This window comes from Massilia sp. CT11-137 (genome assembly GCF_047302885.1).
Classification (GTDB): domain Bacteria; phylum Pseudomonadota; class Gammaproteobacteria; order Burkholderiales; family Burkholderiaceae_D; genus Telluria; species Telluria orientalis.
Map to the genome: position 1 here is coordinate 2,999,002 of NZ_JBKYMP010000001.1, position 16,092 is coordinate 3,015,093.

Annotated in this window: 8 protein-coding genes; 3 read left to right on the top strand and 5 right to left on the bottom strand. The window is 66.8% G+C overall.

Annotated elements, in window-relative coordinates; translation table 11 throughout:
• Window positions 1-56: 56 nt before the first annotated feature.
• Window positions 57-2,759: a M1 family metallopeptidase gene (locus ACEN98_RS13650; RefSeq protein ID WP_413385147.1), complete on the bottom strand. Its 2,703-nt coding sequence runs from the start codon at window positions 2,757-2,759 to the stop codon at window positions 57-59.
• Between the two features lie 159 nt (window positions 2,760-2,918).
• Between ACEN98_RS13650 and ACEN98_RS13655 the strand changes: the two genes are divergently transcribed.
• The gene (locus tag ACEN98_RS13655) at window positions 2,919-3,542 is read left to right on the top strand and encodes a glutathione S-transferase family protein (protein WP_413385149.1); all 624 of its coding nucleotides are present in this window, start codon (window positions 2,919-2,921) and stop codon (window positions 3,540-3,542) included.
• Window positions 3,543-3,653: 111 nt separating this feature from the next.
• Here the strand turns inward: ACEN98_RS13655 and ACEN98_RS13660 are convergent, their stop codons facing one another.
• Both ACEN98_RS13660 and ACEN98_RS13665 read right to left on the bottom strand, forming a co-directional pair.
• Window positions 3,654-4,508, bottom strand: coding sequence for a CheR family methyltransferase (locus ACEN98_RS13660; RefSeq protein ID WP_413385151.1), 855 nt, complete (start codon window positions 4,506-4,508; stop codon window positions 3,654-3,656).
• The gene (locus tag ACEN98_RS13665; RefSeq protein WP_413385153.1) at window positions 4,508-9,421 is read right to left on the bottom strand and encodes a response regulator; all 4,914 of its coding nucleotides are present in this window, start codon (window positions 9,419-9,421) and stop codon (window positions 4,508-4,510) included. Before ACEN98_RS13665 ends, ACEN98_RS13660 begins: the two co-directional genes overlap by 1 nt.
• Before the next feature lie 394 nt (window positions 9,422-9,815).
• Between ACEN98_RS13665 and ACEN98_RS13670 the strand changes: the two genes are divergently transcribed.
• The gene (locus tag ACEN98_RS13670) at window positions 9,816-10,547 is read left to right on the top strand and encodes a helix-turn-helix transcriptional regulator (RefSeq protein ID WP_413340171.1); all 732 of its coding nucleotides are present in this window, start codon (window positions 9,816-9,818) and stop codon (window positions 10,545-10,547) included.
• On the opposite strand, the gene ACEN98_RS13675 is transcribed toward ACEN98_RS13670, so the two are convergent.
• Both ACEN98_RS13675 and ACEN98_RS13680 read right to left on the bottom strand, forming a co-directional pair.
• Window positions 10,522-10,740 carry a helix-turn-helix domain-containing protein gene (locus tag ACEN98_RS13675; RefSeq protein ID WP_219845242.1) on the bottom strand — a complete coding sequence of 73 codons (219 nt, stop codon included), beginning with the start codon at window positions 10,738-10,740 and terminating at the stop codon, window positions 10,522-10,524. The two genes, ACEN98_RS13670 and ACEN98_RS13675, sit on opposite strands and share 26 nt — an antisense overlap.
• Before the next feature lie 222 nt (window positions 10,741-10,962).
• Window positions 10,963-13,002, bottom strand: coding sequence for a prolyl oligopeptidase family serine peptidase (locus tag ACEN98_RS13680; protein WP_413385155.1), 2,040 nt, complete (start codon window positions 13,000-13,002; stop codon window positions 10,963-10,965).
• An 87-nt stretch (window positions 13,003-13,089) separates the two neighbouring features.
• On the opposite strand from ACEN98_RS13680, the gene ACEN98_RS13685 reads away from it, so the two are divergent.
• Window positions 13,090-16,065 (top strand): CHASE domain-containing protein, encoded by a 2,976-nt coding sequence (locus ACEN98_RS13685; protein ID WP_413385157.1) that lies wholly within the window; start codon window positions 13,090-13,092, stop codon window positions 16,063-16,065.
• The last annotated feature ends 27 nt before the right edge of the window (window positions 16,066-16,092 follow it).

Below are 16,092 nucleotides of genomic sequence, written 5' to 3' on the forward strand. Positions count from 1 at the left end.
CGCATGCGCTTGGTGGGCTCGGGGAGCCCACCCTACGATCTGACCGGCATGAGCGCTTACCGCCCGTTCTTCGCCAGCCAGGCGTCGATCTCGGGCAGGCGCGCCGCGTTCACCTGGATGCGGTCCTTGATGGCCGCGATGGCCGCCTCGACGTCGCCGCGCGAGCTCGGTGCCAGGTTCGCCTGTGCGTACGCGCCCAGTTTGTCGACCATCGCCGGATCCGACGATCCCGTCGCGAGGCGCGCCAGGTAGCGGCTGCGCGAGCTCGCGTCCACGCGGTCGTTGATCTGCGCGAGGTTCGCGATCGCGAAGTCGAACGCCATGTCCGGATAACGCAGCGCCACTTCCGAGATCATCTCGGCGCTGATCGTGAGGCCCGGTTCGTCCGTCAGCGCGAGTTGCAGGGCGCGCATGGCGAGCGCGCGGTCTTCGGTCGCGGCCAGCAGGGTGTAGCGCTGGTCGCGCACGAGCGGCGTCGTCTCGTTGCGGGCGGCCAGGTGCAGCTGGTCCCACGTGGCGGCGTCCGCGTGCTGGGCGACGACGCCCATCACCGTCTTGCGCAGCGGTCCCGGCACGGCGCTGGCGTCAGTCGCCAGCGCGGCATAGCGGCGGCGCGCTTCGGCGATGACGTTGGCGTCGCCGAGGTCGCTCAGCACATTGACCAGCTCTTCGCGCAGGTTGGCGACGGACGACGCTTCGCCCGGCCGCGCAGTCCAGCCGACCTGCGCCATCAGCGGTGCCAGGCGCGCGATCGCGAACGTGTCGAAACGCTTCTGGCGGGTCGCGTCGCCGCCGCGGGCCTGTTCGCGGTAGCGGTTGTGGACGCCGTCGAGCAGTGCGGCGATGCGCGTCCACACGGCCGGATCGGCGCCGGCGGGCGTCGCCTGCACGAGGTCCAGCACGTCGGACGCGGGCTGCAGGCCGGCCTGGCCCAGGGCGCTGCTGTCGGCCAGCAGGCCGATCTGGTCGATCGGCGCCAGGCTGGCGAAGCGCGTGGCCAGCTGGGCGAAATCGGCGGAGGAGTACAGCGTGCGGTAGTAGCCGCTCTGGCCCGCGTTGACGATGACGGCGCCGCAGCCGGGGATCGTGATCGTGCCTTTGCCGCCCGTGACGAGCGTGCTCGCCTGCTTCGTGGACTGCCTTGTGCTGCCGGCGATCTGCGCGATCACGGGCACGCGCCAGGCCAGCGGCGCCTTGTCGGCGCGGTCGCGCGTGAATTCGGCCTGCGTCAGCGCCACCGTGGTCGCATTGTTCCGGCACGCCGGCTCGCCCACCTTGATCAGCGGGACGCCCGGCTGCAGCGTGAAATCGTGGGCGATCGCGGTGACGGGCTTGCCGGCCGCCTTCTCGATCTGCTTCCACAGGTCGTCCGACACCGTGTTGCCGTACGCGTGCGCCTTCATGTACGCGCGCACGCCGTTGCGCCACGCGTTCGCGCCCACATAGGCTTCCAGCATGCGGATGACGGATTCGCCTTTGGAGTACGTGATCTCGTCGAAGGCCTGGTTGGCCTGTTCGACCGTCTCCACGTGCTGCACGACGGGGTGCGTGCCGGCGACCGAGTCGCGCCGCATCGCGCTTTCGCGCACGCCGACGGCGCCCAGGTGCGTGTTCCATTCCGGATGCAGGCGCGCGGTCGTGCGGCTCTCCATCCACGATGCGAAGCCTTCGTTGAGCCACAGGTCGTCCCACCAGCGCATCGTCACGAGGTCGCCGAACCACTGGTGCGCCATCTCGTGCGCGGCGGTGGCGAAGATCTCTTCGCGGTCGTGCTGCGTGGCGATCGCGGGGTCGAGCAGCAGCGCGTATTCGAACGTGAAGATCGCGCCCCAGTTTTCCATCGCGCTGAAGAACTGGCTGCGGCCCGCGCCGGCCACGTTGTCCAGCTTCGGCAGCGGGTAGCGTACGCCGAAATAATCGTTGTATTCGCGCAGGATGGCCTGCGACGCATCGAGCGCGAACTTCGCCTGCGGCACCGCGCCGCGGCGGGTGACGACGCCGATCTCCGTGCCGTCCACCTTCGCGGCCGCGCGCTCGAAGTCGCCGAGCGCGAAGAACAGCAGGTAGGTCGACATCTTCGGCGTGGTCGCGAAACTCACGCGCTTGCGGCCGTCCGGCAGGGTCTCCGTTTTCGTCGCCGGCATGTTACTGACCGCCATCTGGGCGGCCGGCACGACGACGTCCAGCGCGAAGCTGGCCTTGTACGCGGGCTCGTCCCAGGATGGGATCACGCGGCGCGCGTCCGAGTTCTCGAACTGCGTGTACAGCGCGCGCCGCTGCTTGCCGTCCGCGCCGGGATAGTCCAGCGAGAACAGGCCGACGGCCTGCGTGCCGATCGCGCCCGTGTAGTCCATCGCCAGGCGGTACATGCCCGGTGCGATCGGCTGGGCGAACGTGAACGTGGCGGTCTGGGCATCGTTGTCGACGGCGACCGAGGCTTCGCGTTCGGCGCCGCCGGCCGCCGGTGCCAGCGTCACTTTCGAGAATTTCAGCTCGGCCGCGTTCAGCGTGATCGTGCTGGTGGCCTCGGCCACGTTGATCGTGACGACGGCGCGGGCGCCGAACGAGGCGTTGGCGGCGTCCGGCGTGAGCGCGACCTGGTAATGCGTCGGGACGACGCCGCGCGGCAGTTGCGTGGTGGTGTCGGCGTTCGCCGTCGCGCTTGCGCGGGTAGGCGCGGCGCCGACGTGAAAGGGGGCGGTCGCCAGAGCAAGGGTAAAAGCTGGGGCGACGGCGGCGGAAAGCAGCTTGCGGTGCATGGAAATCCTGTCGTGTATGTATGTCGGACCCGCGCGTGATGTCGGATGGACGCGCGCGGCCAAGCCGGGAATCTACGGTTAAACCGCGCACGCTGTCAAATGAGCAAAAGGACAGGATGCGTTATGATCGGCGGCGCCAATCGAATGAGGAGACGCTGGATGAAACTGTACACGAGCACCCGCGCGCCGAGCCCGCGCCGCGTCCTGATGTTCATGGCCGAGAAGGGCATCACGGACGTCGCGACGGTGCAGATCGACCTGGGCAAGGCCGAGCACCGCAGCGAGGCGTTCGCCCAGCTCAATCCGATGGCGCAGGTGCCCGTGCTGGAACTGCCCGACGGCCGCACGCTGGCGGAGACGCGTGCCATCTGTACTTACCTGGAGGGGAAGTATCCGAACCCGAACCTGATGGGCGAGGACTTCGAGGAGCGTGCGTTCATCGAGATGATGGACCGCCGCTGCGAACTGCAGCTGTTCCTGCGCATCGCCAACTGCGTGCGCCACACGCATCCGGGCCTCGCGCCGCTGGAACAGCCGCAGTTTCCCGACTTCGGCGCGGCGCAGGGCGCCAAGGTGCGCGAGACCGCGCGCTGGCTCGACGGCGTGCTTTCGGACCGCGATTTCCTGGCGGGCGAGCGCTTCACGATCGCCGACATCACGGGGTTCTGCGCGCTGGAGTTTGCGCGCGGGCTGATGAGGTTCAGGCCGTCGGACGAGGGGCTGACGAATTTGCAGGCGTGGCGGGACAGGATTGCGGAGCGTCCGAGCGCCCGGATCGTATGAGTCGTCGTTCCCGCGGAAGCGGGAGCCCATACTGAGCTTCAGGGTTCGATATCTTTGCGACTTCGGAACCTCAGCATGGATCCCCGCTTTCGCGGGGATGACGGCAGTCGGCTATCCAACCCGCTTGTACCACGGCCGATCCCCCTCGATCGCCTGGTACGTCCCCGCATACGCATCCGACACGGCCAGCGGCCGGTCCAGGCACAGCACGCCGAAGCGCGCGAGGCTGTCGTGGAACAGCCGCAGCACGCGCTGGCGCAGCACGGGCCCGAAGTCGGACAGCGCGCCGCAGCACAGGATCGCCTGGAATTCGTTGAACGACGCATCCGTCACGAGGCTGTACTGCGACCACGTGATGCGCCGGCGCAGTTGCGGCTGCAGGCGCGCCTGGCCGTCGCGCACTTCGAAGTACGTCGACAGCGCGGCATGTCCGCCGCTCGCGGCGTAGCGGGTCTGCGCGGCGTCCAGCTCGGCCACGGGCAGCCACGCGTCCTGCATCTCGGCCACGAGTTCCTCGTTGGCGAGGGTCGCGTGGATGTCCAGCTTGCCCAGCACGCCTTCTTCCGCCAGCACGATGGCGAGACCCCACGCTTCGCCGACGCCCGCGCATTCCGCCAGCCATACGCGCGGCACGGGCCACGCACGCAGCGACGGCGCCAGCACGGTGCGCAGGCGCTGCGTGTGGCCCGTGTTCTCGAACAGGTCGACGGGCTGCGGCGCCAGCATGCGCAGCAGCGCGGACGCAGCAAGCGGGGCGTGCAATACCTTTTCCTGCAGGCCGGACAAGGTGGCGGCGCCATGACCGCGCATCGCGTCGCCCAGCCGCCGGCGCAGGTACGCCCGGTCGTAGCCGCGGAACTCGTGGCCGTAGCGCTGGAACAGTGCCTCCAGCAGCAGCTCCGTTTCGAGCTCCTCGACCGCCAGCCCGGCCGCGAGGCCGGTCCAGGTATTCGCTACGGACGTCATCAGTGCAACCAGACGCGCATCATCGACAGCAGCTGGGCGACGTCGACCGGCTTGGTGATGTAGTCGGACGCACCCGCGGCGATGCACTTGTCGCGGTCACCCTTCATCGCTTTCGCGGTCAGCGTGATGATCGGCAGCGACTTGAACTTCGGGATGCGGCGGATGGCGCGCATCGTGTCGTAGCCGTCCATCTCCGGCATCATGATGTCCATGAGGACGATCTCGATGGCCGGATCCTTTTCCAGCACCTCGATGCCGTCGCGGCCGTTCTCGGCGAACAGCACCTGCATCTGCTGGCGCTCCAGCAGCGACGACAGCGCGAAGATGTTGCGCAGGTCATCGTCGACGATGAGGACCTTGCGGCCGGCGAGGCCGCCGTCCGCCGCGTGGATCTCTTCCAGCATGCGGCGCTGCGTCTCCGGCAGGCTGGCCTGCGAGCGGTGCAGGAACAGCGCGGTCTCGTCGAGCAGGCGTTCCGGCGAGCGCGCATCCTTGACGACGATGGTCTTGGCATAGCGCTTCAGCTTCGTGACCTCCTTGCGCGACAGTTCCTGCGCCGTGTAGATCACGATCGGCAGGTCGCGCAACGCTTGCTGCTTGCCGATCTGGTCGAGCAGGTCGAAGCCGGAGATGTCGGGCAGCGTGAGGTCCAGCACCATGCAATCGAAGTGCTGCTGCGCCAGCGCGTCCAGCGCCGCCTTGCCGTCTTCCGCCGTCACGATGCGCACGTCGGAATCGCCGATCAGGCCGACGATCGATTCGCGCTGCGCCATGTCGTCCTCGACGACGAGCAGCGAACGCTTGCCGCCCATGAGGAATTTCTGGATGCGCTTGAATTCTTCCTGCAGCATCTCGCGGCTCACGGGCTTGTTGATGTACGAGATCGCGCCCTGGCGCAGCGCGCGCTCGCGCTCGCGCAGCGACGACATCACGTGCACGGGGATGTGGCGCGTGCTCGGGTCGCGTTTCAGGCGGTCGAGCACCGTGAAGCCGTCGATGTCCGGCAGGTCGATGTCGAGCAGGATCGCGGACGGCAGGTAGTCGCGGGCGAGGGACAGCGCGGAATCGCCGCGGTGCGTGACGATGCCCTTGAAGTTCTTTTCGCGCGCGAATTCGAGCAGCGTCTTGGCGAAGCGCTCGTCGTCCTCGACGATCAGCACGGACGGGTCGCCCGGCACGATCAGGCCGCGGTCGTCCAGCATGGCCGCGTATTCGACCAGGCTGTTCGACGGGTCGGGCAGGGTGACGCTGGTGACGGGTTCCGGCTCCACTTCCAGCAGCATCGTGGGTGCCGGCAGGGCCGACGGTTGCGGCTGCGGCGGCGCGAGGCGTGCCGGTTGCGGCTGGCGGGTCTGTTCGTAGTTGATGAAGCCCGCGCGGTTGTACGGCAGGTACAGTGTGAACGTGGAACCGATGTTCACGGTGGACTCCACGCGGATTTCGCCGCCCAGCAGACGCGCCAGTTCGCGCGAGATCGACAGGCCCAGGCCCGTGCCGCCGTATTTGCGGGCGGTGGAGCCGTCGGCCTGCTGGAATGCCTCGAAGATCAGCTGCAGCTTGTCGGCCGGGATGCCCACGCCCGTGTCGCGCACGGAGAACGCCAGCACGGCGTCCGCATGCAGCAGGTGCGGGTGGTCGGCCGTCCAGCCGCTCGTCACGAGGCTGATCGTCAGCGACACGTTGCCGTGGCTCGTGAACTTGAACGCGTTCGACAGCAGGTTCTTCAGGACCTGCTGCAGGCGCGTCGTGTCGGTCATGACCGCGGTCGGCAGGTTGTCCGCCAGCTCCACCGAGAAGCCGAGATGCTTCGCCTCGGCCATGTGGCGGAACGTGCGGTCCACGTAGTTGCGCAGGTTCGAGAAGCGGTATTCCGACACGTCCAGCGTGACCGTACCCGACTCGATCTTCGACAGGTCGAGAATGTCGTTAATCAGGGTCAGCAGGTCGGAGCCGGAGCCGTGGATCGTCTTCGCGAATTCCACCTGCTTGGACGACAGGTTGCCTTCCGGGTTGTCGGACAGCTGCTGCGCGAGGATCAGCAGCGAGTTCAACGGCGTGCGCAGCTCGTGCGACATATTGGCCAGGAACTCGGATTTATATTTCGACGACAGCGCCAGCTGCGTGGCCTTTTCTTCCAGCGCCAGCTTCGCCTGTTCCACCTCGCGGTTCTTGCGTTCCACCTCGATGTTCTGCTCGGACAGCAGGCGCGCCTTTTCCGCCAGCTCCTGGTTCGTCTGCTGCAGTTCCTGCGCCAGCGACTGCGACTGGGTCAGCAGCGATTCCGTCCGGCTGTTCGCCTCGATCGTGTTCAGCACGACGCCGATCGATTCCATCAGCTGGTCGAGGAAGGAGAGGTGGGTTTCCGTGAAGCGGTCCAGCGACGCGATCTCGATGACGGCCTTGACCTGCTGTTCGAACAGGATCGGCAGCACGACGATGTTCGTCGGCGGCGCGGAACCGAGGCCGGACGACACGACGATGTAGTCGCGCGGGACGTCCGTCAGCCAGATGCGGGTCTTCTCCAGCGCGCACTGGCCCACGAGGCCTTCGCCCGGCAGGAACGACGTCGGCAGCTTTCTGCTCGAACGGTAGCCGTACGACGCGATCATGCGCAGGCGCGCGTCGGCTTCCTGCGAATCCATCATGTAGAACACGCCGTGGTGCGCGGAGACCAGCGGCGCCAGCTCGGACAGGATCAGCTTCGTCACCGCCTGCAGGTCGCGCTGGCCCTGCAGCAGCCGGGTGAAGCGCGCCAGGTTGGTCTTCAGCCAGTCCTGCTGCGCGTTCTTCTGCGTCGTCTCCTTCAGGTTGCGGATCATCTCGTTGATGTTGTCCTTCAGGTAGGACACCTCGCCGCGCGCCTCCACCTGGATGGAACGCGAGAGGTCGCCGCGCGTCACCGCCGTCGCCACTTCACCGATCGCGCGCATCTGGTTCGTCAGGTTGGCCGCCAGCTGGTTGACGTTCTCGGTCAAGTCCTTCCACGTACCCGCGACACCGGACACGTTGGCCTGGCCACCCAGCTTGCCCTCGGTACCCACCTCGCGCGCCACGCGGGTCACCTCGGAGGCGAACGACGACAGCTGGTCCACCATCACGTTGATGGTGTCCTTCAGTTCGAGAATCTCGCCCTTCACGTCCACCGTGATCTTCTTCGACAGGTCGCCGCGCGCCACGGCGGTGGTCACCGCCGCGATGTTACGCACCTGGCCCGTCAGGTTCGATGCCATGAAGTTCACGTTATCCGTCAGGTCTTTCCAGGTACCGCCGACGCCCGGCACGTACGCCTGGCCGCCCAGCTTGCCCTCGGTACCCACCTCGCGCGCCACGCGGGTCACCTCCGATGCGAACGAGGACAGCTGGTCCACCATCACGTTGATGGTGTTCTTCAGTTCCAGGATCTCGCCCTTCACGTCCACCGTGATCTTCTTCGACAGGTCGCCGTTCGCCACGGCGGTCGTCACGTCGGCGATGTTACGCACCTGCGCCGTCAGGTTACCCGCCATCGAGTTCACGCCGTCCGTCAGGTCTTTCCACGTACCCGCGACGCCGGGCACGTTCGCCTGGCCGCCGAGCTTGCCTTCCGTACCCACTTCCCGCGCCACGCGGGTCACCTCGGACGCGAAGGAGTTCAGCTGGTCGACCATCACGTTGATGGTGTTCTTCAGTTCGAGAATCTCGCCCTTCACGTCCACCGTGATCTTCTTCGACAGGTCGCCGTTCGCCACGGCGGTCGTCACGTCCGCGATGTTACGCACCTGGCCCGTGAGGTTGCCTGCCATCGAGTTCACGGAGTCCGTCAAGTCCTTCCACGTGCCCGCGACGCCTTTCACCATGGCCTGGCCGCCGAGCTTGCCTTCCGTGCCGACCTCCCTGGCGACGCGGGTCACCTCCGATGCGAACGAGGACAGCTGGTCCACCATCACGTTGATGGTGTTCTTCAGCTCGAGGATCTCGCCCTTCACGTCCACGGTAATCTTCTTACCGAGGTCGCCGTTCGCCACCGCGGTCGTCACGGCCGCGATGTTACGCACCTGGCCCGTGAGGTTGGACGCCATGAAGTTCACGTTGTCGGTCAAGTCCTTCCACGTGCCCGCGACGCCGGGCACGTAGGCCTGGCCGCCGAGCTTGCCTTCCGTGCCGACCTCCCTCGCCACGCGGGTCACCTCGGACGCGAAGGAGCGGAGCTGGTCCACCATCACGTTGATGGTGTCCTTCAGCTGCAGGATCTCGCCGCGCACGTCCACCGTGATCTTCTTCGACAAGTCGCCGTTCGCCACGGCGGTGGTCACCTCCGCGATGTTACGCACCTGCGACGTCAGGTTGCCCGCCATCGAGTTCACGGAGTCCGTCAAGTCCTTCCACGTGCCCGCGACGCCGGGGACGTACGCCTGGCCGCCCAGCTTGCCCTCGGTACCGACCTCCCGCGCCACGCGCGTCACCTCGGACGAGAACGACGACAGCTGTTCCACCATCGTGTTCGCGGTCGTCGCCGCGCGCAGGTACTGGCCTTTCAGCGGGTGGCCGTCCACTTCCAGCGCCATCGTCTGCGACAAATCGCCCTTCGCGACGGCGCCGATGACGCGCGCCATTTCCGTCGTCGGGCGCACGAGGTCGTCGATCAGCGTATTGACCGAGCTGATGATGGTGGACCAGCCGCCCACGACGCCGGGCACCGAGGCGCGCTGCGTCAGATGACCTTCGCGGCCCACGACGCGCGACACTTCGGTGACAGCCTCGACCATTTTTTCCTTGGTCTCGATGATGTCGTTCAAGGTATCGGCGATCTTGCCGGACACGCCGGTCCAGTCGGACGGCATGCGCACCGAGAAGTCGCCTTTTTTCAGCGCCATCAGCGTGGACAGCAGCAGCTTGACATCGAGCTGTTCAGCCATGTCGGTCATGTTATTCATTGACTAAAGATCCTCGAAGAGAAAGCGGAAGGGGGCTGGCGCGCATGGTCTTCGGACAACGCGCATTGTTAAATGCTAAGGAAACGCAACGATACACCCGTGTCCGGTCAAGTCAAGCATGCATATGCCTGACAGACAGGATTGTTACGAATCCACCATAAACTTGCATTTTTGAAATTTTAAATGGACAATTCGCGCGAGGATATTCGAAAGTCGTAAAGACTGGCGCACGATTCGATGGAGGACGTTGTTCAACATGTATCGGAACGACAACTGATCCAATGTCATGGCTCTGCCATAATGAATAAAAGACCAATTTTTCGTGCTTTTTGGTTACAACTCAACTAGCATAGCGGGGTGTCATTACACCCCATTCAAACAGCGCGAGGCATCCATGAAGACCGTCGATTTAGACGAGTTGTTACATACCGACACCGCGTCCAGTTGGGGCGAAGCGCTGTTCGCCCTCGGCCGCCACTATGGATTCGAAAAGGTCTTGTTCGGCATGTCGGGCTCGCGCCACGCGCGGCTCGAGAACGCATTTATACAGAGCAATTACCCGACAAAATGGCGCGAACGCTATGACGCCGAGCGGTTCGCCTATGTCGATCCCGTCGTCAGCCATTGCCTCGCCACCACCTTGCCGTTGATCTGGCAGCCGGAAATCTTCCGCAGCCCGGCCCAGCGCGCGCTGTATGAAGAAGCGTGCACGTACGGCATCCGCGCCGGCGTGACGTTTCCGATCCATGGTCCGAACGGGGAGTTTGGCCTGCTGAGTTTTGCCGTCGACACGGCGGCGGATAATGCATTCCTGCGCGACGTCACGAGCATGCTGCCCGATCTGGCGCTGGTGCGGGATTATGCGTACGCGTCGGGCGTGCGTTTCTGTCCGCCGCCTGTGCAGGAGGCGGCGCCGCGCCTGACCCCGCGCGAGCTGGAGGTGCTCAACTGGGTCATGGTGGGCAAATCGTCGTGGGAAATTTCAAAAATCACCGGCTGTTCCGAGGCGACGGTGAACTTCCACATGGGCAATATTCGCCAGAAGTTCAACGTCAACACCCGGCAACAGGCGGTCGTGAGGGCCATCTCGCTGGGGCTGATTACCCCAGAAGATCACCATCGTTGAGCTTGCCGTTGACATAGAGTTTCAACAGCAGCGCGACCGGGGCCGGAATGGCCAGACCCGTTTCGAAACGGCTGCCGCTGGATTGCGTGACGCCAAATCGGCCCCAGAATTTCTCCTGGCTCTCGCGCTTGCTGATCCGGTATTTTTTTAGATCGCTGATGGAGGGCGCCAGGGATGCGGGCGTTTTCATCATCAGGTTGCCTGCCGACGGTTCCCGCAGGCTTGCTTCGGTAACGAAATCATTAGCCATCGCCGCTCCTCCATGGAAAGATGTGTGAGAAACAAGTATTCCATGCAACATTCATTTAGCGTCCTAGCAACCCTGCTAGTTTCTTATCGAATGTGCTGGTTGCGTTAGCTTGCTAACTGATGGTTACCGGCGAAATAGGTCACGTCCAGCGTTTACGAGGTGCAATTACTTGAGTTTCCTCAAAAGAAAAGCATAGGTCAGCGCCCACATCGTCGCCGTCTGCTCGTTGTTCGCCGCGCCGGCATGGCCGCCCTCCGTGTTTTCCCAGTACAGCACGTCGTGCCCCTGGTCGCGCATCCGCGCCGCCATCTTGCGCGCGTGGCCCGGGTGGACGCGGTCGTCGCGGGTGGACGTCGTGAACAGCACGCGCGGATACTGCTTGTCCGGCGAGACGTTGTGGTAGGGCGAGTAGCGGGCAATGTAGTCCCATTCGTCGGGATCGTCCGGGTCGCCGTACTCGCCGATCCACGACGCGCCGGCCAGCAGCTCGTGATAGCGGCGCATGTCCAGCAGCGGCACCTGGCAGGCGACGGCGCCGAACAGGTCCGGCCGCTGCGTCAGGGCCGCGCCCACGAGCAATCCGCCATTGCTGCCGCCCATGATGCCCAGGTGGGGCGGGGTCGTGATGCCGCGCCGGATGACGTCCCCGGCGACCGCGAGGAAATCGTCGAACGCCTTTTGCCGGTTTTCCTTCAACGCCGCCTGGTGCCAGCGCGGCCCGAACTCGCCGCCGCCGCGGATGTTCGCCAGGACATATACGCCACCCTGCGCCAGCCATGCCTCGCCCGTCGTGCCGCTGTAGAACGGCGTCAGCGACACTTCGAAGCCGCCGTAGCCGTACAGCAGGGTCGGATGCGTGCCGTCCAGCGGCGCGTCCTTGCGCATCACGACGAAATACGGGACGTGCGTGCCGTCCGGCGACTCCGCCGTGAACTGGCTGACGGCATAGGGCGACGCATCGAAGAACGCCGGCATCGACTTCAACAGTTCGCGCCCGTCGCGGCCGGCCTCGATCAGGTACAGGCTGCTCGGCGTGAGGAAGTCGGTCACGGTGAGAAACGCCTGGTCCGAGTCGTACTCGTCGACGGCGGAGACGTGCAGCGCGCCCATGCCGGGGGCGTCGACGTCGCGGCGTTGCCAGCGGCCATCCACGTGCTGCCATTCGACGATCCGGTTCTTGACGTTGTCGAGGATCGTGAGGAAAAGCGCTCCTCGCGTCGCCGCGATGCCGTCCAGCGACGTCGTCGGCGTGGGTTCGAACAGCACGTCGAAATCGCGGCTGCCTTCCAGGAAACGGTCGAATCCGATGGCGAGCAGGGCGCCCTGCGGCCACGTGCGGTCCCCAAGCGTCCAGTCCGAGCGCAGTTCGACGATGAACCGGTCGCGCAGCGCGAACGCGTTCGCGTCCAGCGGTTTGTCGATGGGCTCAAGCTGGCCGCTCGCGGGATCGCGCAGGAACAGCTCGCTGCTGTAGAAATCGATCTGGCGCAGCACGAACTGGCGCTCGTGGCCCGGGGTCGGGTCGTGCCAGGCGGAGACGGACAGGTCGCCTTCCTGCGCTGCGTAGACGAGCGTGGCCTCGCTCAGCGACGTGCCGCGCTGCCACGCCTTCACGATGCGCGGGTAGCCGGATTCGGTCATCGAGTCGGGGCCGAAGTCGGTGGCGACGAACAGCGTGTCCGCGTCGATCCAGCCGACGCTCGACTTCGCTTCCGGCAAGGTGAAGCCGCCGTCGACGAAGGACAGCGTCGCGACGTCGAACTCGCGCACGACGTGGGCATCGCCGCCGCCGCGCGACAGCGAGACGAGGCAGCGCGTGCCGTGCGGCTCCAGGAACGTCACGCCCGCCCACACCCAGTTCTCGCTTTCAAGGCGGGCAAGGACGTCCAGGTCCAGCACCGTTTCCCAGGCGGGCGCCGGCTTGCGGTACTCGTCCAGCGTCGTGCGGCGCCAGATCCCGCGTTCGTGGTCGGCGTCGCGCCAGAAGTTGTAGAAGCGGCCGGCGTGGTGGCCGGCGTAGGGGATGCGGTCGCGCGAATCGAGGATCGTCTTCAGCCGCGTGCGCAAGGCCGCGTAGCCGGGAAGGGCGGTGAGTTCGCGCTCCGTCTCCGCGTTGCGTTCGGCCACCCAGCCGAGCGCGCGGTCGGAATCGACGTCTTCCAGCCACAACCAGGGGTCGAGATGTCCATTATCCGCTTCACGCATATGCATTCCTTATTGTTGAGCTCGCCATTTCGGCCTGATTCGGACATACTAGCAAACATCTAAAAATTTCCGTACGGCAATTAAGCCATGGGTGACATCACGACGCGCAACACGGGGAAGACGGCCGCGCTTTGGGCCGGCGGCGTCGCATTGGCCCTGCTCGCCGGCGCCGGGCTGTACCTGGGCGCGGCGCACACGGTCGACATCGAGACGCAGGCCCGCTTCGACCACCTGGCGCGCACCGGCCGCCAGCAACTGGCCGGCGCCGTGCATTCGTATGCGGACGTCGTGCGGGGCCTGGCCGGCCTGTTCCAGGCAAGCGGCGCCGTCACGCGGCTGGAATTCCACCGTTACGTCCAGGCGCTGGGCGTGGCCGAGCACTATCCGGCGCTCGAATCGGTCAACTACGCGGCGTACGTGGAGGCGGGCGCGCGCGATGCGTTCGTCGCGGGCGTGCGCGCGGACCGCAGCCTCGACCCGGCCGGCTATCCCGGCTTCACGATCCGGCCCGCCGTACGGCGTCCCGCGCACACCGTGCTGACTTACCTGGAGCCTTGGCTGGCGGAGAAGGCCGGTGCGGACCTGGCGGGCGGCGCGCCCGCGGTCGCGCAGGCGCTCGAGCGGGCGCGCGACAGCGGCCGCATGACGGCATCCGGCAAGCCCATCGTCGTGGAGCACCCCGTGCGCCATCTCGGCCTGGGCCTGCGCATGCCCGTCTACCGCACGGACGGCGCCGTTCCGCCCGACGTCGAAGGCCGGCGCGCCGCGTATGCGGGCTCCGTCGGCATCGGCTTTTCCGTGCCGGCCCTCGTGCGCGGCGCGCTGCCGGGCGGCGACCAGCCGGTCGCGCTGCAGCTGTATGCCGCCGCCGACAGCCGGGCGGCCGGCCCGCTGCACGTCAACGAGGCGGACAACCTGCTGTACGACGGCGCCGGTGCGGCGCTGAAGAATGCCGGCGACCTGATGGAAACGGTGCTGCCCGTGCGCTTCGACGACAACCTGTGGAAGGCCCGCTTCGTCGCCCGCCGCGCCGACCTCGTCGACGGCTTCGGCCGCGTCTTCCCCTGGCTGGCCGGCGCGGGCGGCTTTGGCGCGACACTCCTCGCGTTTGCGCTGTTCCTGAACCTGGCCCGCTCGCGCAAGACGGCCGTGGACCAGCGCCGGCTGCTCGACCTCGTGCTGGACAACGTCGACGCCTACGTCTACCTGAAGGACCGCGACCGCCGCTACCGCTACGTCAACGCGAAGATGGCCGCCGCCTGCGGCCTGCCGGCGCACGAGATCGTGGGACGGCGCGACCGCGAGGTGATGCCGCCCGCGCAGGCCGACGCGCTGTGGGCGCTGGACCGGCCCGTGCTGGAACTGGGCGAAAAGCGCGCGGTGCAGAACGCCTTTGCCGGCAGCGACGGCGTCCCGCGCCAGTTGTGGAGCGTGAAGGTGCCCGTGCGCTTCGCCGGCGATGGCGACGCAGGGGCGGTGCTGTGCGTGTCGACGGACGTGACGGAACTGCACGCGCTGAAGGCGCAGGCCGACGCGGCGAGCCGCGCCAAGAGCGACTTTCTGTCCAACATGAGCCACGAGATCCGCACGCCGATGAACAGCATCATCGGCATGGCCTACCTGGCGGGCAAGCGCGCGGAAGACCCGAAGCAGCGCGACTACCTGGGCAAGATCCAGCATTCGGCGCAGCACCTGCTGGGCATCATCAACCACATCCTCGACTTTTCCAAGATCGAGGCCGGCAAGGTCGAGCTGGAACTGCGCGACTTCACGTTCGACGCGCTGAAGCGCAACGTCGAGAGCCAGCTGGGCGCGCAGGCGTCGGCGCGCGGCCTCGAGCTCGTGTTCGACGTGGCGCCCGAGCTGAAATGGCCCGTCCGCGGCGATCCGCTGCGGCTCGAGCAGGTGCTGCTGAATTTCGTCGGCAACGCCATCAAGTTTTCCGATCACGGCACCATCCACGTGCGGGCCCGCGTCGAACGGACGGTGGGGGCCGACGTGCTCGTGCGCTTCGAGGTCGAGGATCGCGGCATCGGCATCGCGGCGGACGACCTGGCGCAGCTGTTCACGCCGTTCCACCAGGCCGATCCGTCGTCCACGCGCGTGCACGGCGGCACGGGCCTCGGTCTCGTCATCAGCAAGCAGCTGGCGGAGTTGATGGGCGGCGAGGTCGGCGCGACGAGCGTGCCGGGGCAGGGCAGCACGTTCTGGTTCACGGTGCGCCTGCAGCCGATGACGGCCCCGCGTCCCGCGGCGCCGGCGCCGCCGTCGGAACCGGGGGCTCTGGCCGGCTGCACGATCCTGCTCGTCGAGGACAATGCGTTCAACCAGCTGGTGGCGCGCGAGCTGCTGGAGGATGCCGGCGCGTGTGTCGTCGTCGCGGACGATGGCGCCCAGGCGTTGGACCGGCTGGCGGGAGTGTCTGTCGACTGCGTCCTGATGGACGTGCAGATGCCCGTGATGGACGGCTGCGAGGCCACGCGCCGCATCCGCGCGGATGCCCGGCTGGCGGGCCTGAAAGTGATCGCGATGACGGCGAATGCCGGGATCGAGGACCAGGCCCGCTGCCTCGCGGCCGGCATGGATGAATTCCTGACGAAGCCGGCGGCGCCCGAGACGCTGATTGCGACGATCGCGCGTGCGCTCGGCCGCGGCGTACCGCGGCCGGACGTCCCGGATGCCCCGAGGGTGGTCACCCTGCTCGACCTGGGCGTGCTGTCCGATGCGTTCGGCGGCCAGCCGGAGCGCATGCGCAAATACGCGTTCCTGTTCCTGGACACGGCCCGCGACGGCATGCACGAGATCGATCGCGCGCTGGTGGCGCAGGAGCCGGCCCGGGCGGCGGCCGCGGCGCACCGCCTCAAATCGGCGGCGCGCACGGTCGGGGCGCTGAATTTCGCCAACGTCTGCGGCGACCTGTGCGCCGATCTGGAACGCCAGGCCGAGCCGGGCGCGCAGGGCCAGGCCCGCACGCTGGCGGCCCGGCTGCGCGGCCTGCTGCCGCGGCTCGAACGCCACATCCTCGCCGAACTGGGCGCGCGCCAGCAGGATCGCCGGGCCTGAGCTCTACCGCCGGAGCCCCGGAAGTAG

Bases quoted from the DNA above. Each gene is read 5' to 3' on its own strand.
- ACEN98_RS13670 (WP_413340171.1), top strand. From the start codon at position 9,816: ATGAAGACCGTCGATTTAGACGAGTTGTTACATACCGACACCGCGTCC.
- ACEN98_RS13685 (WP_413385157.1), top strand. From the start codon at position 13,090: ATGGGTGACATCACGACGCGCAACACGGGGAAGACGGCCGCGCTTTGG.
- ACEN98_RS13650 (WP_413385147.1), bottom strand. From the start codon at position 2,759: ATGCACCGCAAGCTGCTTTCCGCCGCCGTCGCCCCAGCTTTTACCCTT.
- ACEN98_RS13655 (WP_413385149.1), top strand. From the start codon at position 2,919: ATGAAACTGTACACGAGCACCCGCGCGCCGAGCCCGCGCCGCGTCCTG.
- ACEN98_RS13660 (WP_413385151.1), bottom strand. From the start codon at position 4,508: ATGACGTCCGTAGCGAATACCTGGACCGGCCTCGCGGCCGGGCTGGCG.
- ACEN98_RS13665 (WP_413385153.1), bottom strand. From the start codon at position 9,421: ATGAATAACATGACCGACATGGCTGAACAGCTCGATGTCAAGCTGCTG.
- ACEN98_RS13675 (WP_219845242.1), bottom strand. From the start codon at position 10,740: ATGATGAAAACGCCCGCATCCCTGGCGCCCTCCATCAGCGATCTAAAA.
- ACEN98_RS13680 (WP_413385155.1), bottom strand. From the start codon at position 13,002: ATGCGTGAAGCGGATAATGGACATCTCGACCCCTGGTTGTGGCTGGAA.